General features: G+C 56.6%; 19 protein-coding genes. 15 read left to right on the forward strand and 4 right to left on the reverse strand.

What is annotated here, in order from left to right; all coding sequences use genetic code 11:
- Positions 1 to 224: 224 nt before the first annotated feature.
- Both CZ203_RS13610 and CZ203_RS13615 read left to right on the forward strand, forming a co-directional pair.
- Positions 225 to 878, forward strand: coding sequence for a CatA-like O-acetyltransferase (locus tag CZ203_RS13610; RefSeq protein ID WP_087066654.1), 654 nt, complete (start codon positions 225 to 227; stop codon positions 876 to 878).
- A 294-nt stretch (positions 879 to 1,172) separates the two neighbouring features.
- Entirely contained in the window at positions 1,173 to 2,504 is a 1,332-nt protein-coding gene (locus CZ203_RS13615) for an NCS2 family permease (RefSeq protein WP_087066656.1), read from the forward strand.
- 59 nt (positions 2,505 to 2,563) lie between these two features.
- Here the strand turns inward: CZ203_RS13615 and CZ203_RS13620 are convergent, their stop codons facing one another.
- The 3 genes from CZ203_RS13620 to CZ203_RS13630 all read right to left on the reverse strand — a co-directional run bounded on the left by CZ203_RS13620 (position 2,564) and on the right by CZ203_RS13630 (position 5,102).
- Entirely contained in the window at positions 2,564 to 3,556 is a 993-nt protein-coding gene (locus CZ203_RS13620) for a biotin synthase BioB (protein WP_235847535.1), read from the reverse strand.
- Positions 3,553 to 3,984: a C-GCAxxG-C-C family protein gene (locus tag CZ203_RS13625; RefSeq protein WP_087066660.1), complete on the reverse strand. Its 432-nt coding sequence runs from the start codon at positions 3,982 to 3,984 to the stop codon at positions 3,553 to 3,555. Before CZ203_RS13625 ends, CZ203_RS13620 begins: the two co-directional genes overlap by 4 nt.
- A 386-nt stretch (positions 3,985 to 4,370) precedes the next feature.
- The gene (locus tag CZ203_RS13630) at positions 4,371 to 5,102 is read right to left on the reverse strand and encodes a tRNA 2-thiocytidine biosynthesis TtcA family protein (protein ID WP_087066662.1); all 732 of its coding nucleotides are present in this window, start codon (positions 5,100 to 5,102) and stop codon (positions 4,371 to 4,373) included.
- A gap of 268 nt (positions 5,103 to 5,370) precedes the next feature.
- Here CZ203_RS13630 and rplM point away from each other — a divergent pair, with 268 nt between their 5' ends.
- The 4 genes from rplM (at position 5,371) to CZ203_RS13650 (ending at position 11,500) form a co-directional block, all read left to right on the forward strand.
- A complete protein-coding gene (gene rplM / locus CZ203_RS13635) occupies positions 5,371 to 5,799 on the forward strand; it encodes a 50S ribosomal protein L13 (RefSeq protein ID WP_087066664.1) in 429 nt (142 codons plus the stop codon).
- Positions 5,800 to 5,823: 24 nt separating this feature from the next.
- A complete protein-coding gene (gene rpsI / locus CZ203_RS13640) occupies positions 5,824 to 6,231 on the forward strand; it encodes a 30S ribosomal protein S9 (RefSeq protein WP_087066666.1) in 408 nt (135 codons plus the stop codon).
- Positions 6,232 to 6,561: 330 nt separating this feature from the next.
- Positions 6,562 to 7,407 (forward strand): tyrosine-type recombinase/integrase, encoded by an 846-nt coding sequence (locus CZ203_RS13645; protein ID WP_087066668.1) that lies wholly within the window; start codon positions 6,562 to 6,564, stop codon positions 7,405 to 7,407.
- Between the two features lie 358 nt (positions 7,408 to 7,765).
- Positions 7,766 to 11,500, forward strand: a complete 3,735-nt coding sequence (locus CZ203_RS13650) for an S-layer homology domain-containing protein (protein ID WP_143436229.1) — start codon at positions 7,766 to 7,768, stop codon at positions 11,498 to 11,500.
- 170 nt (positions 11,501 to 11,670) lie between these two features.
- Here CZ203_RS13650 and CZ203_RS13655 read toward each other — a convergent pair whose 3' ends face one another.
- Entirely contained in the window at positions 11,671 to 12,447 is a 777-nt protein-coding gene (locus CZ203_RS13655) for a sulfite exporter TauE/SafE family protein (RefSeq protein WP_227103917.1), read from the reverse strand.
- Between the two features lie 259 nt (positions 12,448 to 12,706).
- Here CZ203_RS13655 and CZ203_RS13660 point away from each other — a divergent pair, with 259 nt between their 5' ends.
- From CZ203_RS13660 to CZ203_RS13700, 9 genes are all read left to right on the forward strand, one after another.
- Positions 12,707 to 14,452 (forward strand): sensor histidine kinase, encoded by a 1,746-nt coding sequence (locus tag CZ203_RS13660; protein WP_159456538.1) that lies wholly within the window; start codon positions 12,707 to 12,709, stop codon positions 14,450 to 14,452.
- Entirely contained in the window at positions 14,427 to 15,890 is a 1,464-nt protein-coding gene (locus CZ203_RS13665) for a response regulator transcription factor (RefSeq protein WP_087066674.1), read from the forward strand. The genes CZ203_RS13660 and CZ203_RS13665 overlap by 26 nt, the downstream gene beginning before the upstream one ends.
- 237 nt (positions 15,891 to 16,127) lie before the next feature.
- Positions 16,128 to 17,264 carry an ABC transporter substrate-binding protein gene (locus tag CZ203_RS13670; protein WP_087066677.1) on the forward strand — a complete coding sequence of 379 codons (1,137 nt, stop codon included), beginning with the start codon at positions 16,128 to 16,130 and terminating at the stop codon, positions 17,262 to 17,264.
- 107 nt (positions 17,265 to 17,371) lie between these two features.
- On the forward strand, positions 17,372 to 18,157 hold the full coding sequence (locus tag CZ203_RS13675; RefSeq protein ID WP_087066679.1) for an ABC transporter permease: 786 nt from the start codon (positions 17,372 to 17,374) through the stop codon (positions 18,155 to 18,157).
- Between the two features lies 1 nt (position 18,158).
- Positions 18,159 to 18,944: an ABC transporter permease gene (locus CZ203_RS13680; RefSeq protein ID WP_087066681.1), complete on the forward strand. Its 786-nt coding sequence runs from the start codon at positions 18,159 to 18,161 to the stop codon at positions 18,942 to 18,944.
- Positions 18,945 to 19,703, forward strand: a complete 759-nt coding sequence (locus CZ203_RS13685) for an ABC transporter ATP-binding protein (protein WP_087066683.1) — start codon at positions 18,945 to 18,947, stop codon at positions 19,701 to 19,703. It begins immediately after the preceding gene.
- 12 nt (positions 19,704 to 19,715) lie between these two features.
- Complete coding sequence (locus tag CZ203_RS13690) at positions 19,716 to 20,465, forward strand: ABC transporter ATP-binding protein (protein WP_087066686.1); 750 nt, start codon at positions 19,716 to 19,718, stop codon at positions 20,463 to 20,465.
- 16 nt (positions 20,466 to 20,481) lie between these two features.
- Positions 20,482 to 22,011, forward strand: a complete 1,530-nt coding sequence (locus CZ203_RS13695) for a sulfatase (RefSeq protein ID WP_087066688.1) — start codon at positions 20,482 to 20,484, stop codon at positions 22,009 to 22,011.
- A 5-nt stretch (positions 22,012 to 22,016) separates the two neighbouring features.
- A complete protein-coding gene (locus CZ203_RS13700; RefSeq protein WP_087066690.1) occupies positions 22,017 to 23,540 on the forward strand; it encodes a sulfatase family protein in 1,524 nt (507 codons plus the stop codon).
- Positions 23,541 to 23,615 lie beyond the last annotated feature (75 nt).

Genomic DNA, 23,615 nt, shown 5'->3' on the forward strand with positions numbered 1-23,615 from the left:
TTTTCCGTTGCCTATAAGCCTGCATGCCCGGGCGTGCGGGGGTTGGCGGGGCGTTGCTTACAATCCTGTAAAAGCCGGGACGGGCGTCAGGTTTTTGATACAAACGGCGGCAGGTGTGCCCGGCGGGCGCGCGCAGCCCGCCGCTTTTGCGCATCCGAGGTGCAGCCCCGCGTGCGCTTCCCGCCAAAGACGGTTTTTTGGCAGCTGAGAGAAAGGGGATTTTTATGTCTTTCCAACCGATTGATCCTGAAACCTGGGAGCGCCGCACGCACTATGAGGCGTATACGACTTTTTTGCCGCTCAACTGGAACGTGACGGTCGAGCTGGACGTAACGGCGCTGCTTTCCGCCGTGCGTGCGCGGGGTTTGCGGCTGTACCCGGTGATGTTGTACCTCGCGTGTACCGCGATCGGGCAGGTGCCCGCCTTCCGCATGGGCTACGACGAAGCGGGGCGCCTGGGCTATTTCGACAGCGTGCATCCGTCCTACACGGTCTTTCATGAGGACGACCACACCTTTTCGGACATCTGGAGTGCGTACGACCCCGATTTTGACACGTTTTATCAGGGCGCTGTGCACGATATGGATACCTGGGGGCGCTGCAAGGGCTACAAGGGCCGCCCGGACGCGCCGCCGAACTGCTGCCCCATGTCCATGACGCCGTGGCTGCAGTTCACAAGCTGCTCGTTCGACACCTTCCAGCCTGCGCGCATGCTGCGCCCCATCCTGACGTTCGGGCGGTATTTTGTGCGGGACGGGCGCACCTATATGCCGTTTGCCATCTGCGCAAGCCATGCCGTGGCCGACGGGTGGCACGCGGCGCGCCTCGTGGAGGAGCTGCAGCGGCTGGCGGACGGGGCGCAGAAGTTCCTTAAATAAGCCGGGCGGCCAGCGCTTTTAGGGGCAGGTACGGGGAAAAGGCGGCGACAGCAGGGGCTGCCGCCACCTTTTCTGACCGTTTTTGGCGCGCACACTGTAAACGGAAAAGCCGTATAAGGCTGTGGATATATGGGGATGCGGGCGTTTTTTTACATTTCCCCTTGTTTTTTGCAGGCAGCCCCTTCTGGTTTTTGACGGGATCTGCGGTAAAAAATGAATTTTATGTTGCAAAATTGTGAATAAACCGTTAATATAAAAATATGTGTTCGTTACAAAAGAAAAGGGGGAAAAGAAATGCTGGAAAAAGTCTTTAAGCTCAAGCAAAACAACACCACGCTCCGCACAGAGATCATGGCCGGCCTTACGACGTTCATGACCATGGCGTACATCCTGATCGTAAACCCGTCGATCCTGGGCGCGTCAGGGATGGACGCGGGCGCCGTGCTCACGGCAACGGCCGTCGCATCCTTCCTCGGTACCGCATGCATGGCGCTTTTTGCAAACTACCCGTTTGCGCTCGCGCCGGGCATGGGGCTTAACGCGTATTTTGCCTACACGGTTGTCATCCAGAACGGCTACACCTGGCAGACGGCGCTGGCTGCGGTATTCGTAGAAGGCCTTATCTTCATCCTGCTGTCCCTGGTCAATGTCCGCGAGGCAATCTTTAACGCGATCCCGAAAAACCTGAAGTCCGCGACTTCGGTCGGTATCGGCCTGTTCATCGCGTTCATCGGCCTGCAGAACGCGGGCATCATCGTGGGGAACGATTCCACGCTCGTCGCGCTCGGCAACGTCAAGACGGTCGGCGTGGCGCTCGCGCTGATCGGCACGCTCATCACGATCGCCCTCGTCGTCCGCAAGGTGCGCGGCGCGCTGCTGTGGGGCATCCTGATCACCTGGCTGCTCGGCATCGTCTGCCAGCTCACCGGCATCTATGTGGTCAACCCGGACGCGGGCGTATTTTCGCTGATCCCGGAGAAGATCTTTTCCCTGCCGCCCTCCATCGGCCCGGTCTTCTTCAAGATGGACTTCCATGGCATCCACATCCTGGACTTTGCCATCGTCGTGTTCTCCTTCCTGTTTGTCGACCTGTTCGATACGCTCGGCACGCTGATCGGCGTTTCCGAAAAGGCCGGCTACCTGGATAAGGACGGCAAGCTGCCGCGCATCAAGGGCGCGCTGATGGCCGACGCGGTCGGCACTACCGCGGGCGCAGTGCTCGGCACCTCGACCGTTACCACCTTCGTGGAATCCGCTTCCGGCGTGACGGATGGCGGCCGCACCGGCCTGACCTCCATCGTCACCGGCCTGCTGTTCCTCGTTGCGCTGGTCTTTACCCCGGTGATCACGGTGATCCCGTCCTTCGCAACCGCCCCGGCGCTCATCGTCGTCGGCCTGTTCATGTTGGAGAACGTGACCAAGATTGAATTCGCCGATTATACCGAGGGCTTCCCGGCCTTCATGACCATCCTGATGATGATCGTCGCGTACTCGATCTCCACCGGCCTGGTCTTCGGCGTGCTGAGCTATGTGCTGCTCAAGCTGCTGTCCGGCCGCGTGAAGGAGCTGAACCCGGTGATCGTCATCATCGGCATCCTGTTCTTTATCAAGCTGCTCGTCGGCTGACCCAAAGCATACCAAAAGCCGCCATTCAACCGAATGGCGGCTTTTTTGCCGTTATATCGTTATTTCGGCGTCTGATGTACCGTATAGCCTGCGTTTTGGAACCACGCCCGCGCCATATCGCAGGTGAAGCCGTTCCAAACCGTTTCGGATGGGGCGGTGTCGCGCGGGATCGCCCCCTGCTCGACGACTGTGACATTTGCGCCCCACTGCATCGCGCATTCGCTCGCCGTATGCACGCAGATATCCGGTGCAAAGCGGCCGCATGCCAGGCGGATCACCGCGATGATCTGCGCCATGCGGCGGTCGGGCAGCTTGGGGTAACGTCCCAGCGGCGTGCCCTGCACCGGGACGCGCACCATCGCGCCGGAAATTTGCGCGCCGCAGTCCAGTACGGTGTCGATGCGTTCGGCGATTTCCTCGTCCGTGTGCTCCACGCCGACCGGCTCGACCAGGAAGACCAGCTTCATCGGCGACCGTTGCACCGCGCGCAGCGTCTTGAGGCGCAGCGCCGGGTCGAAGCGCGTATCGCGCCCCTCGCGCAGGCGCAGTGCGTGGTAAATGAAATCCGCGCCGATAGCAGCCAGCGCTTCCGCGCGCGCGTCGTCAAATTCGCCGACGTTCAGCCCCAGTTCATACGCCCCCGGCACCGCCCGGCGGATGGACTGCAGCAGCACGGAAAGCCTGTCCAAGCTGTAAAATTCCGTGGTGCGCAGTACGATCCAGCGCACGCCCTGCGCGTGGTAGCGCCGCACCATCTCAATGATTTCCGCCTCGCCCAGTTCCTGCGGCTGCCCGACGACGCCCCAGGCCTCGCCCAGCGAGCAGAAGTCGCAGTTCATGGTGCAGGGCTTGAAATCCAACCCGATCGCGCCCCAAAGATAGGCGCGGTCGTGGCAGAGCACGGACGCCGCCTCCCGCGCGGCGCGCCCCAGGGCTTCGCATTCCTCCGAATCCGTTGGGATGGCGAGCAGCGCCGTCACCAGGCCGCGCGGCAGCCGTTCCCCGGAAAGGCACAGGCGCTTGGCCTCGGCAATCTGTTCCGAGGCTGTCACAGGATTTCCTCCAATACCTCGAGCGCGTCGCGGACGACCTTGGGACAGCGGGTTGTCAGGAGCCCCTCGTCCTGGATCTTTTGCATATCCTCCGGCACGGAAAGGTCATATCCCAGGATTTCCTTGCAGACGCAGCTTGGCTGGCGCTCCAGGAACTTCGCGCGGAACTCGTGCATCTTGGCGAGCGCGGCATTTTTCGTGTCCGCGTCGCCGGGTTCGCTGTGCCCATATTTCGCGCCGACCGCCATCAGCGCGCCTGTCACTGCGCCGCACTCGTGGCCGTACCACATGCCGCCGCCAAAGCACGCCGCGATTTTCTTCGCAAGCGCTTCGTCCAGGCCGAGGCGCGCCGCGCATTCCCCGAATACCACCTGGGAGCAGTCAAAGCCCTTGCCGAAATTTTCTAAAATCCCTTGTTCCGTCAACATCTCAATATCCTCCGGTATATAGCAGTGTCCCGGCCTGTCCTAGCCGGTTTCTTCCATTATACCCCCGATGCAATGCCGCCTTCAATTACATTTTCAAGCAAAAGCTTTGGAAAAACGCGCATGGCCTGCCGCCTGACGAATTTTCAGGCAATTCACAACCTGCTCATGATTTGTTCACAAATCCGGGGTATACTAAAACACGTAAACAAAAGGACAAGAAATAATTTACCCCCTTTCCCCACATCGGAAGCGCCCCGTTCCCCCACGGGGCGCTTCCTTCTGCCCGGTTGCGGGGAGTGGCACGCCATCGCGGCATGAAAAAAGGCTTCGCCCGGTTCCACGGGTGAAGCCTTTTGTGATATTGCGGGCATAGGCCGCCGAGCCGATTACCGTTTGCGGAAGGTGCGGTCGGGTTCCCAGCCGGGCAGGGGATAGCGCTGCATGGCGCCGAAGATGCGCTCGCGCACACCCGGCATGGATTGTTCCAGCGATTGCAGCAGTTCCTTGACCTCTTGCCGTTTGGTGTTGCCATCCGCCGGGCAGGGGTTGTGCACAACCGGGAGCGCCTGCCGCCGCGCGAAATTGCGGATATCCTGTTCGCTGGTATAAAGCAGCGGGCGGATCAGCGTAATATCCCGGCGGTCGAGCCAGGTGACGGGTTTAAAGCAGGAAATGCGGCCCTCGTAGAACAGCGACAGCAGGTAGGTTTCCACCGCGTCGTCAAAATGGTGGCCGAGCGCGACTTTATAGCAGCCGGCGGCAAGCGCGGCCTCGTGCAGCGCCCCGCGCCGCATTTTGGCGCACAGGGAACACGGGTTGGCTTCCTGCCGCACGTCAAAGATGATCTGCTTGATCTGGGTGGGGATGCGGATGTACTCGACGCCAAGCCCGTCGCATAAATCCTGCACGGGGGAGAAGTCCATCCCGTCATAGCCCATTTCCAGGGTGATGGCGGCCACCTCGAAGGGCACGGGGTAAAAACGCCGCAGGTTCGCGAGCGCCATAAGCAGGGCCAGCGAGTCCTTGCCGCCCGACACGCCGACCGCGATCCGGTCGTTCTCGCTAATCATATGGTAATGGTCCACGGCGCGGCGGACTGAAGAAAGCAGCTTTTGCATGGGATTTACCCCTTTCCGGTAGTGCGTTTCCTATTACTATAGCAGAATGGGCGGCCTTCGGCAACGGGAAAAATTTAAATTGGGTTTTGAGGAAACGGGAGATTGCAGGAGGATGAGAGAGGATACGGGAGTTCGTTCGGGGATAAATTAAAAAAGCGGAAAAAGTGGTTGACTTGCGTGAAATGGTGTGGTTTAATATATAAGGTTCTCTTTGGAACCCCAAAAGTTGTTAAACAAATGTTTAAATATAAAAACGGAGGAAAGTTTCATGTCCACTTTTATGGCAAAAGCTGAAAACATTGAACGCAAGTGGTACGTGCTGGACGCTGCAGGCAAGCCCCTCGGCCGGACTGCCGCGATCGCTGCGACCCTGCTGCGCGGCAAGCACAAGCCCGAGTTTACCCCCCACGTCGATACCGGTGATTTCGTCATCGTAATCAACGCGGACAAGGCTGTCCTGACCGGCAAAAAGCTCACCCAGAAGTACTATCGCCGTCACACCGGCTGGGTCGGCGGCCTGAAGGAAGTCCAGTACAAGACCATGATGGCTGAGAAGCCGGAACTGGCTATGCAGCTGGCGGTTAAGGGCATGCTGCCGAAGAACTCGATCGGCCGCCAGTCCGCGACCCGCCTGAAGGTCTATGCCGGCGGCGAGCACAACCACGCGGCGCAGAAGCCCGAAGTTTGGGATAAGTAATTCTTGTAAGGAGGAAATAGATCAATGTACAAACCTAAGAAAGCATATTTCTACGGCACCGGCAGAAGAAAGTCCTCTGTAGCAAGAGTTAGACTGTTCCCGGGCGGCACCGGCGAAATCAAGATCAATAACCGCACGATCGATAACTACTTTGGCCTCGAGACCCTCAAGCTGATCGTCCGCCAGCCGCTGGAAGCGACCGGCACGAACGGCAAGTTCGACATCGAGTGCACGGTTGTCGGCGGCGGCTTCACCGGCCAGGCGGGCGCGATCCGTCACGGCCTGTCCCGTGCGCTGCTGCAGGCGAACGAGGAAGAGTACCGTCCCGTCCTCAAGGCCGCGGGCTTCCTGACCCGTGACCCGAGAATGAAGGAACGTAAGAAGTACGGCCTCAAGGCTGCGCGTCGCGCGCCGCAGTTCTCCAAGCGCTAAATCCCATTTCTGCAACCCCAAACCGCCGGACAGCCGTCCGGCGGTTTTTTTGCGCCGTCCCAGGCATGCAGGGGCGCGATAGTGCGCCCGCTGGATAACCGGGTATGATCCCGCATCCCACATGGAAGCGTTTCCCTCCAAGCAGGGCAAAAAGCCGGAAGGTAGCAGTTTGGATACTGCCGCTTTCCGGCTTTTCAGCATCCTGGGACGGGATGTGCCTGGGCACCATTTTGTGATGCCCCCACAAAAGCAGAAACAGCAAAGATGCGTTATAGATATCCGCCGGATCAGGGTACAATAACATAAAAAGAAAAACGGAGGGATCGGTGCATGTTTAAACGGAAGATAACGGATGCGCTGCTGGTCAAATTCAAACAGTACTTGCTGGGGCAGGAGCGGAGCAGCGGGACGGTTAAAAAGTATCTGCGCGATGTGCGGGCGTTGGCTAAATGGCTGGGGGATAGGCCGGTGACCAAGGAGGCTGCGGCGCAATGGAAAGATAGCCTGCTGGAACAGGGGTACCGGCCTGTGACGGTCAATTCCATGGTCACGGCGGTGAACCAGTTCTTTGAATGCAGCGGCTGGGCGGGGTACCGGCTCCGTACGCTGCGTATCCAGCGGCAGACCTTCCGCTCCGACACGCGCGAGCTGGGGCGGGACGAATATACACGCCTGCTGAACGCCGCGCAGGGGATGGGGCGGACGCGGCTCGCGCTGCTGATGGAGACCGTCTGCGCCACGGGCATCCGCGTTTCCGAGGTACAGTACGTCACTGTGGAAGCCGCGCGCGCGGGGTATGCGGAAATTTGCTTGAAAGGAAAAATCCGCACGATTTTGCTGCCAAACCGGCTATGCGCCAAGCTCCTGAAATACGCAAGGAGACAAAAAACCGCTTCCGGCAAGATTTTTCTTACCAGAAGCGGGAAAGGGCTCTCCAGGACACAGATTTGGGCGGAAATGAAAGCGGTCTGCGCAAAGGCGGGGGTTGCGGCCAGCAAGGTGTTCCCGCACAATTTGCGGCACCTGTTTGCGCGGACGTTTTACAAGGCCAGCCGGGATGTTGTAAAGCTGGCCGATATCCTCGGGCACAGCAGCATTGAAACCACGCGCATTTACCTGATCTCCACAGGCGCGGAACATGCGCGGCAGCTCGACCGGCTCAATCTAATCCTTTAGGCAAAATAAATATTTTGTCAAAGAATCAGCAGTTACCGCTTGGGTGCGTTTGCTGCTTACTATGTGTATTTTAACACTATTTTACTAACAAGGCAAGAAATTGGCTATTTTCTTACATAACAATTTGCGGCCGAAAAAGCAAAATTTTTCCGGTCGTTTTTTTGCTGCAATTATCCAGAAATATCAGGAAGATAAGGAAGAAACCTTCAATTTATTGCGCTTTTCACCGCTTCCCGGATGCCTGCTTTATGACAAAATATTTATTTTGTCAGGAACAGGGAGGTGACGGGTCACGTCCCGTTGGACGGTACGGTATCCCTGAAAAGGGATGATCACATTTAAAGGAGGAATAAAAACGATGAAAAAAAGGATTTTGTCGGCATTGCTCAGCTTATGCATGGTTTTAACCCTGCTGCCGGGCGCGCTTGCGACGGATGGCGATGGCGCATCGGTCGTTGGAAACGCTCAGGACATGGTTGCCCCTGCTGGCATCGCGGACGGCGAAACACCGGCGGAGGAAAGCGCTGAGCAGCCGCCGGTTGAGGAAGAAGCCCCAGCCGTAACAATTCCGGAAGAAACTGAAAATGACATTGTCGGTTCCGGGACAAACGGGGAACCGAAGGGGATTGCCGAACCTGAGGGCAATATGACCGGTTCTGATGAGCCAGTGGAAACGCAGGAAACTGGGACGCCGGAACCTGATGAAAGCAAGCTTGCCGTCGCACAGATTGGAGAGGAGACTTACCCCTCCTTGGCTGCGGCGATTGAGGCAGTTCAAGAATCTTCGGATCCTACGACGATCACCTTGCTTCAGAACGCTGAAGGTGGCGTAAAGTTTACAGATAATAAAAATATTGTCCTGGATATGCAAGGGCATGCACTTGACGTAAAAACAGGGGTAGGCTCTACTGGCACCGAGACAAACGGCATACAACTGCTCCGAGGCTGCACGGTTGTCATTAAAAACGGGACAATCCAGACAAGCGTCGACCTTAATTTTATTATTAAGAATTATTGCGACCTTACCTTGGAAGGCGTAACTGTTGACGCAACGAATTTGTCAAACGACGGGGTATCGGCGATTAACAATTGCGGGCAGCTGAAACTTGCTGGGAACGGCAATGTGGTAAAGAATGTACCTGACGGTAGTTATGGTATTGCTACAGGCAATTATCATTTTAATGAACCGATCAATACGATTATTGAAGGCGGCGATATCCAGAGCGTTTATACGGAAGGCAATGCTTGGACAACGTCCAGCTACACGTATGCGAGTAAAGAACTGATCCATACGGATATTCAGGGTGGCAAGATCGGTACGGTCGGTATCTACCGCTGGGCTCCAGAACCAGAGTTAAACTGGAAGTTTACCATTTCAGAAAATGCGACTGTCGAAAACAACGAGTTTGCTGCGAAGGTAGGCAATGACTATTATGAGACTGTCGCAGGTGCAATTGCCGCCGTTACAAGCAGCGGGACAATTACATTGGTATCTGACACGGCAGAAGATGTTGTAATACCGGCAGATAAGGCCATCACTTTGAACCTGGATGGAAAAACGTTAACGAATAAAGCAAGCCATACAATATCTGTTCAAACAGGTGGCACGCTTTCTGTAACGGGTAACGGCACGGTAGACTGTGTAACGCATGCAAGAGCCGCGCTGTATAATATGGGCACCGTAGAAGAGATTTCCGGCGGTACATTTACCAGAAGCCGAGAAGCTGGGGCAAATGACAGCGGAAATGGAAACTCTTGGTATACGGTTTATAATGGCGGAGAAATTAAAAAAATCTCCGGCGGTACTTTTGAAAATAAGGGTACCTACTCCTCCATGCTGGTAAATGGTTGGAATAACCCAGGACCAAAAGTTTCCGGCGTTATAGGCGAAATTTCCGGGGGCGTCTTTACCGGTGGCGTTATCACAATTAAAAATGATGATGGCGGCGAAATTAAGAAGATTTCCGGCGGCTCGATCCAGGGCACCATGACGGCTATCCAGAACACCAGCATCATTGGGGAAATCTCCGGCGGCATGATCAAAAGCGAAGCTGTGGGTATTTTCAATAGCGGTTGGAAAGATAAAAGTACAGAATACATAGGGACCGTTACAGTTAAAAACGGCGCTATTATTTCTGCGCCTACCGCAATAAATAACGTAAATTGGGGCGGAAGTGCAAGTGCAACAGAAAAGTTTGCTACCACCACGATTGAAGGCGGCGACATTACAGGCACGTTAATAGACGATGGTAAGGGAGTGTCTGGGTGCGTTATTCAAGTATCCGGCGGCTACTTTACCGCAGACCCGAGCGCTTACTTAACGGATAAGAAGGTCGCCGTTGCGTCCGACAAAACCGGCTATGCCTTTATGGTTGCCGAGGCGAAGGTGGACAACGTTGCGGTTGCTCCCGCTGCTCCGGAGATCAAGCCGGCAGACACCACCGGCAAGTCGGACGAAGAAAAACAGGCGATTGAAGAGGCAGTAGAGGCGCTAAAACCGGCTCCAGGTACGTCCACCGTGGAGGTCAGCCAGGAAGCCATTAAGGCGGCGGCGGGCAATGTTGCCGCAAGCGTCACGACAGAAGACGCTGCAAAGGCGACAGAGAGCCTGAAAAGCGAGGGCGTAACTGTTAATCCTGGTGATACTGTGACCATCTATGTCCAGCCGTATCTGGATATTGCGGTAACCGACGCGAAGGTCGGCGGATCGGATATCACAGAACTGAGCCTTGACATCACGCCGAAAGCCAAGCTGGTAGCGTCTACGGCTACTGACGCGGAAGGCATCGTCACGGACGACGCTGGCAAGAACGCCGTCGTCGTTGACACCCAGGAACTGGCGCTTAACACCCCGGTCGAGATTACCGTCCCGCTGCCGGCAGCTTTTAGCACGGGTTCTGAGCTGTATGTCAAGCATGTCAAAGACAACGGCAAGGTGTACTATTACACGGCAACGGTAGCTGGGGATGCAAAAAAGACCGCAACTTTCACCAACCCGAACGGCTTCAGCAAGTTCACCCTGATGGCGACGAATGAAGCGGCCGCGGAAGTAGGCGGCGTGGGCTATGCGTCTTTCCAGGAAGCGGTAGACGCGGTTGCCAACGGCGGGACAATTGTGGCGCAGAAGGATATTACCGCCACGGTCAGCGGCAACAAAACCTTTACGGTCGATGCAAACGGGCACACGGTCAGCCTGAGCGCGGCTTCCGGCTACACGCTGACCAAGAGCGGCGATACCTACACCGTGGCGAAGGCAACCGATTCCGGCAACGAACCCACGCATAGTTCTTCGAGCGGTTCGAGCGGCTCGTCCAACCGTACCCTGACCTTTGTCACGAACGGCGGCACGGCGGTCAAGAGCGTGAGCAAGGCCAGCGGCACGGTGATCGACCTGTCCGGTTACAAGACCACCCGCGCGGGCTACACCTTCGAGGGCTGGTATTCCGACAGCGGCCTGACCGAAAAGGTCGATACGGTCAAGCTGACAAGCAACACCAAAGTATATGCAAAGTGGTCGCAGGACGGCGTACCGGCGGACAGCGTGGCCGGCTTTACCGATGTGGCCTCCGGCGACTGGTATGCGGCTGCGGTCGAATATGTCACCGGCAAGGGCATGATGAACGGTACCAGCACGGCCAAATTTGCCCCGGAGGACAAGCTGACCCGCGGCATGATCGCGCAGGTGCTCTACAACCTGGAGGGCAAGCCCGCAGCGTCCGGTGCGGCGTTCACGGATGTGGCGTCCACGGCATGGTATGCGGACGCGGTAAACTGGGCGGCTTCCAAGTCCATTGTTTCCGGTTACGGCAACAATACGTTTGGCCCGGAGGATCCCATCACGCGCGAGCAGATGGCGGCGATCCTGTACCGCTATGCGCAGTACAAGGCGTATGACGTCACTGCAAAGGGCGAACTGGCCGGCTTTACCGACCGGTCCGCGGTATCCGGCTATGCGGCCGAGGCGCTCGAGTGGGCGGTCGGCGCGAAGCTGATGAACGGCAAGGGCAACGGCGTCCTTGACCCGGCGGGTAACGCGACCCGCGCTGAGGTTGCGCAAATCCTGATGAACTTCAGCGAAAACGTCGCAAAATAATCCGTTATAGGCACAGGAAAGGCGTGCGGCCCGCATTTGTGGGTCGCACGCTTTATTGTGCTTTACGGCGGCGGATAACCTGCCCATTTTGAGTGGGATTGCCCTGTCGCGCCGTTACAGCCCAAAAAGCCTTCCTATTTGATAATAGGAAGGCTTTTTGCGGTTATGTATCATATGTTGCGGTAGATGTTGAAGGCGCAGGCGGCAAATACAAAGACCTGCACGCAGTTGAACGCAATTTCCACCGTTTTCTCCGGCAGCTGCTTGTTGAGTTTGGCGCCCAGCCAGCCGCCGGTAATCGCGCCGATGATCATGACGGGCAGCATGGCCAAATCGAAGGGGGCAAAGCCGGTCGTCAGCATTACCGTGCCCAATTTGGAGATTTGCGCAAACAGGATGGTGATGATGGAGCAGACGGTCGCCGTTTTGGTATCCAGGGAGAAAATAAATATCAGCAGCGCGACGTTGATCGGGCCGCCGCCGATGCCGAGGAAGGATGAGAAAAAACCGAGCAGCACGCCAACCAGCGTGGAGAGTACCAGCCCCCGCTTGTGCAGCGTCGGCAATTTATCCTTTTTAAGCATGTAGACGAAAACCAGGATAATGAGCAGGCCGAGGCAAATATTCTGCGTCACTACGACCGCGCGGTTATCGCCGAGCGCCCGGATCAGGGCTTTCAGGATCTGCTCGCCCACGGTGCCGCCAATGACAGAACCGACGGCCAGCGGCAGCGCGGTCATGCCTGGAATGCGGGTTTTTTGCCGTATCTGCTTGATAATCGATACCACGGACATCGCAAACACGGTTACGGAGCTTAGCAGGCCGATGGTGGCCGCGTCGTAATTCCCAAGCAAATCGAGCACGGGCTTGATGATAACCCCGCCCCCCATTCCGGTTAGGGCGCCAACCGTCGTCGCACAGATTGCGATCACGAAATATAGTATCACCGTACCCGTCCTCCATCCTGGCCGCCGATCCCAGGCGGCGTTTTTTCTTATTATATCTAGGATTATTGAGGGACGGTTGTTGTGTATTTGTCGTTTTTTATCAATATTTTGTTTTTTTATCCCAGGGATTTATTCAAGTTGCATTCCCGGTTCCAGGATGGTAGAATGAGAAAACAACAGAGCAGAAAATATATACATGATGTGAAAGGAAGGGGCTATGGGGCTGGGCGGCAAGCGGGAAGGGAAGAAACCGCCGAAGATGAAAGTATTGATTTTCCGGCGCGTGTTCGTATATAACATCATCATCTTGCTGGGGGCGCTTTGCCTGGTGCTGGCGATGACCTTCCGCTTTGTGTTGGAGGAGCGCGGCAACGCGCGGGTTGAGCTGCTCCAGCGGATCAGTGAAATCAGCGCGGGCAACCAGCGGACAATGACCAGCGTCATGTGCCACTTATACGACCAGATATCGCCGTTTTTTGCGCAAGGGGAGGCGGGAGGGAATCCGCCTGCCGCGCAAATGAATGCGCTGCTTGGCGAAATACAGAAGCAGGCGGCGGCATTTGGGTGTGAATACAGCATTGACGTGGTGCTCAACGACAAAACGGTTTATTCGGCGTACGAACACTCGGACGCCTGGATCAAGAGCATGATGCAGTCCTACTGGTATATCAAGCACTTTAGCGGCGAAAGCGAAACCTCATGGAACCTGCGGGTACAGGACGCGAAAAACCTGGACAGCTATAGCCTGTGTTATGCGCACACCCTTTATGACGGCGAGCACAACCCCATTGGCGTCATTTTATTGGGCGCGTCCCCTTCGTCGTTGTTCCGCACCTATCAGAAACTGCTGGAAGAGGGCAGTATTATCTACATTTTGGATGAAAACGGCATTGTAATCAGCCATTCCAACAGCGATATGATCGGCGTATGGCTGTACACGATCGATGCGTTCACAAAACAGTATGCGCTCGATTCCTATACGTTGACGCAGAAGGCCGGGCGTGAGCTGATGCTCTCCAACTATCAGGATCCGGAAAGCGGCTGGATCTTTGTTGAGGAGCAGCCAGTAGGCGAGTTTTTCCTGTCATACAGCCGGGTCATCCTGGTTACATTGCTTGTGGTCATGGTGGCTTTCCTGTTCACAATCATACAGAGCTATTGGTCCATCCGGAAGATTTCGCAGCCGCTGATCGAGTGCGCGCGACATATGTTCTTGGTGCGCGACGACCAGTTCCCCGCGATGCCCGTGCAGCAGCAGTACCGGGAGGTTGAAATCCTCAGCACGGGCTACAATGCCATGCTGCTACGTATCCGCGACCTGATCGGCAGCATCAAGGCAGAAGAGGATGAAAAGCGCCGCATTGAATTCGCCTTTTTACAGGCGCAGATCAACCCGCATTTCCTGCGGAACACGCTGATGAGCGTGAAAGGCCTGGTGGTAACGTCACAGTACCAGCGCGCGCTGGAAATGCTGAGTGCCTTTATGGGCATGCTCAAAATACCGCTCAAGGCGAACCCCCAGGGGCACAGCCTGCACGATGAAATTGAATATGTGCACCGTTATGTCACGCTGATGGAATACCGTTATGGGCGAAAATTTTACTGTTCTGCGTTTATAGAGGATGGGCTGGAACAGTTTATGATCCCGCCGCTGATCTTACAGCCGCTGGTGGAAAACGCGATTTTCCATGGGTTGGCGGCGTTGGACGAGGAGGATGGCGCGATCGTCATTACGGCCTGCCATTGCGGGAACAGCATAACCCTGTCTGTGGAAGACAACGGCGGCGGTATGACAACGAGCCAGTTAGCGCACATTTGGGATGAAAATGAGGGGCAGCGGCGGTCGATTAATAGTATTGGGCTGAAAAATGTGCTCAGCCGTGTCAAATACGTTTTTGGAGAGCGCTCGCACATCGATATTGAAAGCGTTGAGGGGCAGGGCACGACTGTCCGCATCGTGATCGTGCAGGAGGAAGCAAATGAAAATCCTGATTGTAGACGATGAAGCGCCGATTAAGGACTATATTGCGCATTGTATCCGGGAATCGGGCGCGGATTACGAGATTGTGGGCAGCGCTGCGTCGGGCGTGGCGGCGCTACGCATTATGGAACAACAGCCGGCCGACCTTGTGCTGGCCGATATTACCATGCCGCGTATGGACGGTATTGAATTGCTCACGCAGATCCGCAGCCGATGGCCGCAGGCCACCGTGGTCATGCTCACCTGCCACGATGATTTTTCGTTTGCGCGCAGCGCCATGCAGCGGGGCGCGGCGGATTACATCCTGAAAAGCGAGATAGAGCCGCATACGATGCGGGACCTCCTAGGCCGGGTTGTGGAGCGCAGGAAGCGCGAACATCCGGAACAGATTGTTTCGCAGCGGATATCGTTTGCCAAATTCCTTGACCAGGTGCTGGAAGACCCGGCGGCCGATTTGCTGGACAGGGACACGGTGCGCGCACATCTGATGGGATACATGCTGCATGACTATTTTGTCTGCCTTTTCCGCTACAACAAAGCCGTGCTGGATGGGTTGGCGCTCGCAAATTTCCCTTGGATCAGGCGGCAGTGGACGTTGCCGCTTGAAAATGGCGGCATCTTTGTGCTCGTGGACTTTGTATGCGGCATGAGCGCGGGGGAACAGCAACGGCGCCTAGCCGAGTTTTCCGCGCGCGTGCGCGCCTGTACGGACGAGCCTGTCGGGATCAGCACGGTCTACCACGACGAAGCCGCATTCAAACGCGCGGCGCTTGATGCAAGGCGGGACCAATCGCGCGCTTTTTACCGTGGTGCGGACAAGCAGCCCCGTGCGGACGTAAATGACGTGGACAAGGAAGCTATGTATAAACAGCTGTTTGTCTACAGGAACAATGCAATCACGGCGCTGAGTGTCCGTGACTGGCCGGCCTTCCGCGACCAGATGGACGGCCTGTTTGCCTTGGCTGGGGAGCGGCAGGTCGCGGTGGGGCGCCTCAAGCGGCTGCTTTGCTTTATCGCCGAAATGGCGGCCGATAGCGAACAGGCGACCACGGTTCTGTTGGCGCAAATCGTCAGCGCGGCGCATCTTGAGGAATTGCGGGAGCTGTTCCGGGAGTTTTCGGAAAAACTCGAAAAGAGCGGGCAGCGTTATTCGGAAAATATTGAAATGGCCGTTGCGTATATCCGGAAACACTTCCGCGATAATATTACGCTGCAGGATGTGGCGGGTGCGGCTTTCCTCAATACCGAATACTTCAGCCGGCGCTTTAAAAAAGAGGTAGGCGTCAATTTCTCAGAATACTTGTTAACGCTTCGGATGCAGGAGGCGCAGCGCCTGTTGCGTACAACCGCGCTGCGCGTGAGCGACATTGCGGAGCAGGTCGGCATCCCGAACGTCAGCTACTTTACTTCCGTTTTTAAAAAGCAGTTTGGCACCACCCCGGCGGAAAGCCGGAAACATTGAGCGAAAGAACGGCATGGACATTTTATGTGCAATGTGTCCATGCCGTTCTTGTTATAACTGTGAAAAACAACAAATGTGTACAAACAAAAGTCAACATGACAAAAGAACAGGTCAAGATTTGAATGGGTACAAAACGAAATAATCCTGCATAATAACACCATCAAGTGGTCTCATGCAGCAGCCGGCGGGCTGCCGGAAGGTGAGAACGTGCTCCAAAAGAAAGAGAGGTTGTACGGAATGAAAAAGAATATGGTAAAACGGTTGTTTAGCGTCCTGATGGCTTCGGCGATCATGGCCGGTGCCCTGAACGGTTGCGGCAGTAGCGGGGAAGACGCGAAGAAGCCGGATGATACGCCAAAGGGCGGCGACACCTCCGCAAGCGCGGATAAGCCCAGCGGCAAGCCGCTGGTGGTGGGCGTGCAGTCTTCCATTATTTCAGTCCCCATTGTCTATGCTAAGGAAAAAGGTTATTTTGACGATTTGGGGCTTGACGTCGAGCTGGTAGTCTTCCCGAACGGCTCGCCCGAGAATGAAGGGCTTGCCGCGGAACAGCTTGACGTTGCGTCCAACGGCCTTGCGTCGGTATTCTCCATGGCATCCGGCCTTTGCGCATGGGTTGGCGAGACCGACACGATCGGGGACAGCACCTGGATTTATGCCCGTCCGGATAACCCGGTGTTCCAGCACAAGGGCGAGATAGAGGGGCGCCCTGATATGTATGGCAGCGCGGATACGCTCAAGGGACAGAAGATCCTCGGGCCGACCAGCACCATCCAGCAGCACATGGCCGCCGCTTATATGAACCAGTTCGGACTGTCGGCGGGCAAGGATTATGAATTCCTCAATATGGATAACTCCGCCGCCGCGCAGGCGTTCCTTGCGGGGCAGGGCGACATGATTGGCGTAGCCGATTTCTCGTTTGTCGAGCAGATGGAAAAGGCCGGCATGAAAAGGGTCGCGAGCTATCAAGAGGCTACAGGCGGCGAATTCCTGAACGGCATCCTGGCGCGCTATGATGTGCTGAAGGACCGCCGCGAGGATGTCGTCCTGCTTCTGAAGGGGATGTATAAGGCCTCTGAGGAACTGCAGAATAACCCGGAAACCCGTAAGGAGTTCTCGTACAAGTTCTACAATGACAACGGCAAGACCACATCGGAAGAGGCGCTCGACCAGGAGATTGCATCCCGTACGTATGTCACGCCCGAATACATGAAGGACGATAATTATGTAATGGGGTTCGGCATGGTCAACACTGGCAAATTCTTCGCCTCCATTGGCACGATCGAGGAATCGCAGGCCGAGAATGTGCAGTCGGCGATCGATAACAGCCTGATTAAGGATGCGCTGGGCATTGAAGTCAAAACCGCCAACTGACGGAGCAGGTTAAATGGGAATTGCCCCGGGTTGGCAGGGGAAAGGGGCCCATATGATATGGACCCCTTTTTTTCATCCCGGAAGGCAATTGGGAACGGAGGGAATCCATGAAAACCAAAAAAAAGTTCAACAAATATATGCTGATCAGTGTGATTTCCATCGCAGTCGGCATCTTTGTCTGGTGGCTGCTTACGGCGGGGCTGGGCCTGGTCAAATCCAATATCCTGCCTTCGCCTGATACCATCGTGCACACCTTTATCAAAAAGCTGTACGACCCCAACCCGGAGGGCGGCACGCTGTTTGTCCATTTGCTGGCCAGCTTGCAGGTGGCGCTTTCGGGCTACGGCCTTGGCATCGTCCTCGGCATACCGCTCGGCATCATCATGGCGTGGTACCCGCGTATTGAGATGACCGTACGCCCGGTGTTCGACCTGGTGCGTACCGTGCCGGGCGTCGCGTGGATACCGGTCATGGTCTCGCTCGCCGGTATCGGCCTGCTGAGCAAGGCGCTCGTCATTTTCATTTCCGCCATGGTCGCGACGGTTATCAACAGCTATTCGGGCATTAAACAGACCAAGGAGGTACATTTGTGGGTTGGACAGACCTTCGGCGCGTCCAACTGGGAGCTTTTGACGCAAATTGCCATCCCGTCCGCGCTGCCCATGATTATGACCGGCTGCAAGATCGCGCTGGGCCAGGCGTGGACGACGTTGGTCGCCGCTGAGCTGCTCGCCTCTACCAAGGGCATCGGCTATATGATCCAGCAGGCGCGCGGCATTTTCCGGCTGGACATCGTTATTGTCGGCATGATCGTCATCGGATTGACGGGCGCGGCGCTGACCGGCCTGATTACATTGATTGAAAAAGCTGTGCTGAAGGGAGGTAAGTACTGATATGACACAATTTTGGTACAAAAACGGCCGGAAATTTGTATACGGCGCGGGTGGCCTGCTGCTGTTTGGCCTGATCTGGTTCTTTGCGACAAACGGCACGGACCTCGGCAAAATCCTGCCCGACCCGGTTACGGTACTACATAAGTTCTTCCTCTCTTTTGCAGAACCGATTGGCACCAAGACGATGATTTTCCATATCCTGACCAGCCTGCGGCGCATGCTGCTGCCTTACCTGGTTGCTTGCGCAGCCGGGATCCTGCTGGGCGTTATCATGGGCTGGTACAAGCCGCTGGAAGCGATTGTGAAGCCCTATATCGAACTAATCCGCCCCATCCCGCCGATCGCATGGATCCCGCTTTCAATCGCATGGTTTGGTTTTGCGGAAATGTCCAAGTATTTCCTTATTTTCCTGGCTTGCTTCCCGACCATCACAATTAACACCTATTCAGGCGTCCGTTCTGTCGACGATACCATTGTCCGCGCGGCCAAAATGCTGGGCGCAAAGGACCGCCAGCTGTTTACCACCGTTGTGCTGCCGTCCACCGTGCCATATATTTTCGCTGGGCTGCAGGTTGCAATCGGAAGCAGCTGGGCAACCATTGTGGCCGCCGAGATGATCCGGTCTTCGGAAGGCGTTGGCTGGCTGATTATCAGCGGGCAGGAGACCAGCAACATGCCGCAGGTCCTCGTGGGCATTGTGGCGATCGCGCTGACCGGCTTGGTGCTGGTATCGTTCATGCGCCTATTGGAGACAAAGCTCTGCGCGTGGAATGAGAGGGGACAGTAAATGGAACAGAAATATTTAATTAACTGCGACCACGTATCCAAAGCGTTTGAAACGCCCGAAGGGGTGTTCCAAGTGATTGAAGATTTGAATATCAAAGTACGCGAAAATGAGTTCCTGGTGTTGTTCGGCCCCGGGCAGTGCGGGAAATCGACGATCTTAAATACGATTGCGGGATTTGAACCGGTTACCGGAGGTGAAATTACGGTAAACGGCGAAAAGGTCACAAAGCCCGGCCCCGAGCGTGGCGTGGTGTTCCAGACAACGGCGCTGTTCCCATGGCTCAAGGTGATGGGCAACGTCGAGTACGGCCCCCGGATGCGCGGCGTGCCCAAAAAGGAGCGGCGCGCGCGGGCGCAGCACTATATCGAACTGGTCGGGCTGCAGGGGTTTGAGAATTCCTATCCCATTAAGCTGTCCGGTGGTATGAAACAGCGTGTCGGCATTGCGCGCGCATATTGTAACGAACCGCTCGTCATGCTGATGGACGAACCCTTCGGCCACCTGGATGCGCAAACGCGTTATCTGATGCAGGAGGAACTGACACGCATCAGGCAGCTGGAAAAACGCACGGTTATTTTTGTAACGAACAATATTGAAGAGGCCGTTTACCTGGCCGACCGCATCCTCGTTTTGCGTAATTGCCCGACCAGCGTCAAGGCCGAATATGAAATCGACCTGCCCCGGCCGCGCAGCTATACCGACCCGGAATTCCTGCGCCTGCGCCGCGAGATTGACAGCGTGGTCGACCATACTTTGTAAGGGGGTGACGAAATGCAAGGGAAAAAAGAAGCCAAGGTCAAGGTACAGAACCTGACAAAGAAATTCGGCGATCTCCTCGTGCTGGACGACCTGAATTTTGAGGTGCAGGATGGCGAGTTCTTGTGTATTGTCGGCCCGACGGGCTGTGGCAAGACCACCTTCCTGAATACGTTGACCAAGTTATATGTGCCGACCGCGGGCGAAATCCTCGTAAACGGTATCCCGGTCGATCCGAAAAAACAGAATATATCGTATATATTCCAGGAGTATTCTGCATACCCATGGCTGACTATCAAGGAAAACGTCAAGTGGGGGCTCAAGATCAAGAAAGTGCCCGAGAAAGAGGCGGAAGAGAGCGCGGCAGAAATGCTCGACATCGTCGGCCTGACCAAATTTGCAGACTATTATCCGTCGCAAATATCGGTATCGATGCTACAGCGCGTGGTCATTGCGCGCGCGTTTGCCACTAAGCCCGAACTGTTGCTGATGGATGAGCCTTACGGCCAGCTGGACATCGACTTGCGCTTCCGCCTGGAAGATGAGCTGCTCAAGCTTTGGGAGCGCACCAAGACGACCGTACTGTTCATCACGCACAATATCGAGGAGGCCGTTTACCTCGGCCAGAACATCATGGTGCTGACCAACAAACCGACCTCGATCAAGACCGTCATCCAAAACCCGCTGCCGCTGCCGCGCGACGTTATGGCACAGGACTTTGTGGAGCTGCGCGAACATGTGACCGAACTGATCAAATGGTGGTAGCAAAGGAGGAAACCGCGTGAAAACCGTATTTATTCTGTGCGACACGCTCAACCGGCGGATGCTGTCCGCCTATGGCGGGAGCGACCCGGCCATCACGCCGAATATCGACCGGCTGGCGCGCCGTTCGGTCGTGTTTGACAGCCATTGGTGCGGCTCCGCGCCCTGCATGCCGGCGCGCCGCGATATCATGACCGGGCGGCTGAATTTTCTGGAAAAGCCGTGGGGCGCGATGGAGCCGTTCGACCAATCCCTGCAGAGCATCCTGTCGGGCGAAAGGAACGTCCATACGCAGATGTTTTCCGACCATGCGCATTACCTGATCCCCGGGGGTGAAAACTATACCAGGGGTTTCACCGCGTGGGAGGTGAACCGCGGGCAGGAAGGCGACCCGGTATGGACGCGCCCTTGCGGGGAAGGCAAACGCCCGGATACGCCGCCTGCCGGCTTTAAGGGCACATGGTCGGAGGCGGAGCGGGAAAACCGCCTGCATTTCCGCACCGAGTACGATTATCCCAGCGTCAAGACCATGTGGCATGCTGCCGATTGGCTGGAGCAAAACCACGAGGCGGACAACTTTTTCCTGTGGGTCGAGGCGTTTGACCCGCATGAGCCGTACGACTGCCCGAAGTATTATCTTGACCTGTATGAGAAGGAGGGCGACTACGACGGGCCGGACTATACGCACCCGTCCTACGCTCCGAATGAGTTCAGCCCGGAGGAAACGGCGCACCTGCGCCGGCGCTGCAAGGCGCTGACCACAATGACCGACCGGCATCTGGGCGAGATCCTCGACGTTTTGGATAAATATAGCATGTGGGAGGATACCATGGTCATCCTGACGACCGACCATGGCTTCCACTTGGGCGAACACGGCTACATGGCCAAGAATTTCATGGCGCCCTACAACGAGGTGTTCCATATCCCGCTGCTGGTCGCGGCGCCGGACGTTAAACCCGGCCGCTGCAGCGCGGTGACGCAGAACATCGACGTGTTGCCGACGGTTTTGGAATACTACGGTATCCCTGGGGACGTTTTGCAGTATCCCATCCATGGGCGGAGCCTGTTGCCGCTTATGCGCGGAGAAGCGGAAAAGGTACGCGACGCCGCAATTTACGGCTATTTCGGCAAGCAACTTGCGTGGACGGACGGGAAATATACCTATTTCCGTGCGGCAAAGGATGAAAAGAACCAGCCGCTTTACGTCTATACCGCCATGCCGACCGTTTTGCGGCAGATATACGGCGCAAATGACGCGGTGGATGTCGCCGATTACGGCAGGATTGAAATGGGACGCTTCCTGCCGTGGACCAATTACCCGGTCTACCGGTTCCCGGCGGATATCATCCATTGGGGCAACGCTTCGCAGGAATTTGTCGGCCGCTCCCCCTTTAATGAGGAAACGTTGCTATTCGACATCGAAACCGATTACGAGCAGGCGCATCCGATCCACGATGCGCCGCTGGAAGCCGGGATTGTACAAAAGCTGCGCGACGCGCTGGCCGCGCATGACGCGCCGGCCGAGCAATTTGAACGGCTGGGGCTGTGACCGCCATGCCCAAAAACATTTTGCTATTGATGACCGACCAGCAGCGTGCCGATTACGTCGGCTATGCGCCGGGTGGCAAGGCGGTTATGCCGAACCTTGACCGCCTTGCGCGCGAGGGCGGCTGGTTCTCCTGCTGCCAGACCACCAACCCCATCTGCACGCCCGCGCGCACCTCGCTGATCACAGGGCGCTACGCCCGCCAAATCGGCATGCTGACCATGTCCGGAGACCTGTTCCCCCAGATCCCGACCATGATGCAGGCGCTGCAAAAGGCAAGCTACGTCACGTATGGCGTGGGCAAGTTCCACTATACACAGACCCACCCGTGGGACACGCCGCGGGGCATGGGGATGCCGCTCTACGAAATGCGGGAGGCTATGAAGGCGTATGGTTATGATTATGTCTGGGAAACGGCCGGCAAACAACAGCTCGACAAGTGTTATGACCACTACGCCAAATATCTGGACGATAAAGGGATCCTGGGGCAGGTGCGCGACTTTATGGCCGCCTGCGGTGGGATAAACGGCGATACGGCCAACCATAATTACGATAAGGCGCTTCCCTGGGGGTTTGACGAAGGGGATTACGTGGACGTGGTGACTGGCCGCGTCGCAGCCGGGTACTTGCGCGGACATGACAAAGAGAAGCCGTTTTTTATGAAAGCGTCGTTCTGCGGGCCGCACAAGCCCTATGAAGCGCCGCAGCGGTATCTGGACATGTTCCCGATGGAGCGGGAGGACGATTTCCTCCTGCCCGACGGGCAGGTGCTGACAGACGGGCAGAAGGAAGCCCTGTGGCGGCAGCGGCGTTCGGCCAAAGCCATGCTGCGGCTCATCGACGACCAGATCGGCCTGCTCCTCGGCATCCTGGAGGAGCGCGGCATGCTGGACGACACGCTGGTCCTGTTCACCTCCGACCATGGGGATATGCTGGGTGACCATTATATGCTGCAAAAGGGCGTACCGTGGAGGCAGGCGCTCAATGTGCCGCTCTGCATCCGTCTGCCGGGCGCAGGCGCGATAGGCGAAAACACTTCCCCGGTAGAGCTGAGCGACCTTGCGGCGACCATCCTTGATTGGGCGGGGCTTACGCCGGAAAAAGCGCTCAGCCGGGCATGGCCTGCGTATAACGACATCATCCCGAGCCGATCCCTGCTGCCCATCCTAAGGGGCGAAGCGGATAAGGTAAGAGATTTCGCTTTTTCCGAATGCGATTTTACGGAAGAGCGCGGGCCTGGGATATCGCCCGAAGAAACCGTCCGCTCCCGCGGCGGCCGCGGCCGTTCGAACGCGTGGCAGTGCATTACGGCCGAAACAGGGAAATACATCAAATATTTAGGCTATCGGCTGGGCGAAACGCCCGTCGAAGAGTATTACGATTACAGGATAGACCCGTGTGAAACCGTCAACCGGGTGGGCGACCCCGCATACCTGGGAACGGTGGACGAGGCGCGGCGGCGCCTTGCATACATGGCAGACCACTTTCCGCCTGCGCAGAAAACATGGGCGCAAGGCTATTTACAGCATTAAACTGCTCGTTCTTCCCTCTCCTCAATACAGCAAGGCCCCGGATGCTCCTAATGGGAACATCCGGGGCCTTGCCAT

Source organism: Intestinibacillus massiliensis (genome assembly GCF_900155735.1).
GTDB classification, from domain to species: Bacteria; Bacillota; Clostridia; order Oscillospirales; family Butyricicoccaceae; genus Intestinibacillus; species Intestinibacillus massiliensis.

Bases quoted from the DNA above. Each gene is read 5' to 3' on its own strand.
- CZ203_RS13630 (WP_087066662.1), bottom strand. From the start codon at position 5,102: ATGCAAAAGCTGCTTTCTTCAGTCCGCCGCGCCGTGGACCATTACCAT.
- CZ203_RS13680 (WP_087066681.1), top strand. From the start codon at position 18,159: ATGACACAATTTTGGTACAAAAACGGCCGGAAATTTGTATACGGCGCG.
- CZ203_RS13615 (WP_087066656.1), top strand. From the start codon at position 1,173: ATGCTGGAAAAAGTCTTTAAGCTCAAGCAAAACAACACCACGCTCCGC.
- CZ203_RS13660 (WP_159456538.1), top strand. From the start codon at position 12,707: ATGAAAGTATTGATTTTCCGGCGCGTGTTCGTATATAACATCATCATC.
- CZ203_RS13650 (WP_143436229.1), top strand. From the start codon at position 7,766: ATGAAAAAAAGGATTTTGTCGGCATTGCTCAGCTTATGCATGGTTTTA.
- CZ203_RS13645 (WP_087066668.1), top strand. From the start codon at position 6,562: ATGTTTAAACGGAAGATAACGGATGCGCTGCTGGTCAAATTCAAACAG.
- CZ203_RS13610 (WP_087066654.1), top strand. From the start codon at position 225: ATGTCTTTCCAACCGATTGATCCTGAAACCTGGGAGCGCCGCACGCAC.
- CZ203_RS13685 (WP_087066683.1), top strand. From the start codon at position 18,945: ATGGAACAGAAATATTTAATTAACTGCGACCACGTATCCAAAGCGTTT.
- CZ203_RS13665 (WP_087066674.1), top strand. From the start codon at position 14,427: ATGAAAATCCTGATTGTAGACGATGAAGCGCCGATTAAGGACTATATT.
- CZ203_RS13675 (WP_087066679.1), top strand. From the start codon at position 17,372: ATGAAAACCAAAAAAAAGTTCAACAAATATATGCTGATCAGTGTGATT.
- CZ203_RS13625 (WP_087066660.1), bottom strand. From the start codon at position 3,984: ATGTTGACGGAACAAGGGATTTTAGAAAATTTCGGCAAGGGCTTTGAC.
- CZ203_RS13670 (WP_087066677.1), top strand. From the start codon at position 16,128: ATGAAAAAGAATATGGTAAAACGGTTGTTTAGCGTCCTGATGGCTTCG.
- CZ203_RS13700 (WP_087066690.1), top strand. From the start codon at position 22,017: ATGCCCAAAAACATTTTGCTATTGATGACCGACCAGCAGCGTGCCGAT.
- CZ203_RS13690 (WP_087066686.1), top strand. From the start codon at position 19,716: ATGCAAGGGAAAAAAGAAGCCAAGGTCAAGGTACAGAACCTGACAAAG.
- rpsI (WP_087066666.1), top strand. From the start codon at position 5,824: ATGTACAAACCTAAGAAAGCATATTTCTACGGCACCGGCAGAAGAAAG.
- rplM (WP_087066664.1), top strand. From the start codon at position 5,371: ATGTCCACTTTTATGGCAAAAGCTGAAAACATTGAACGCAAGTGGTAC.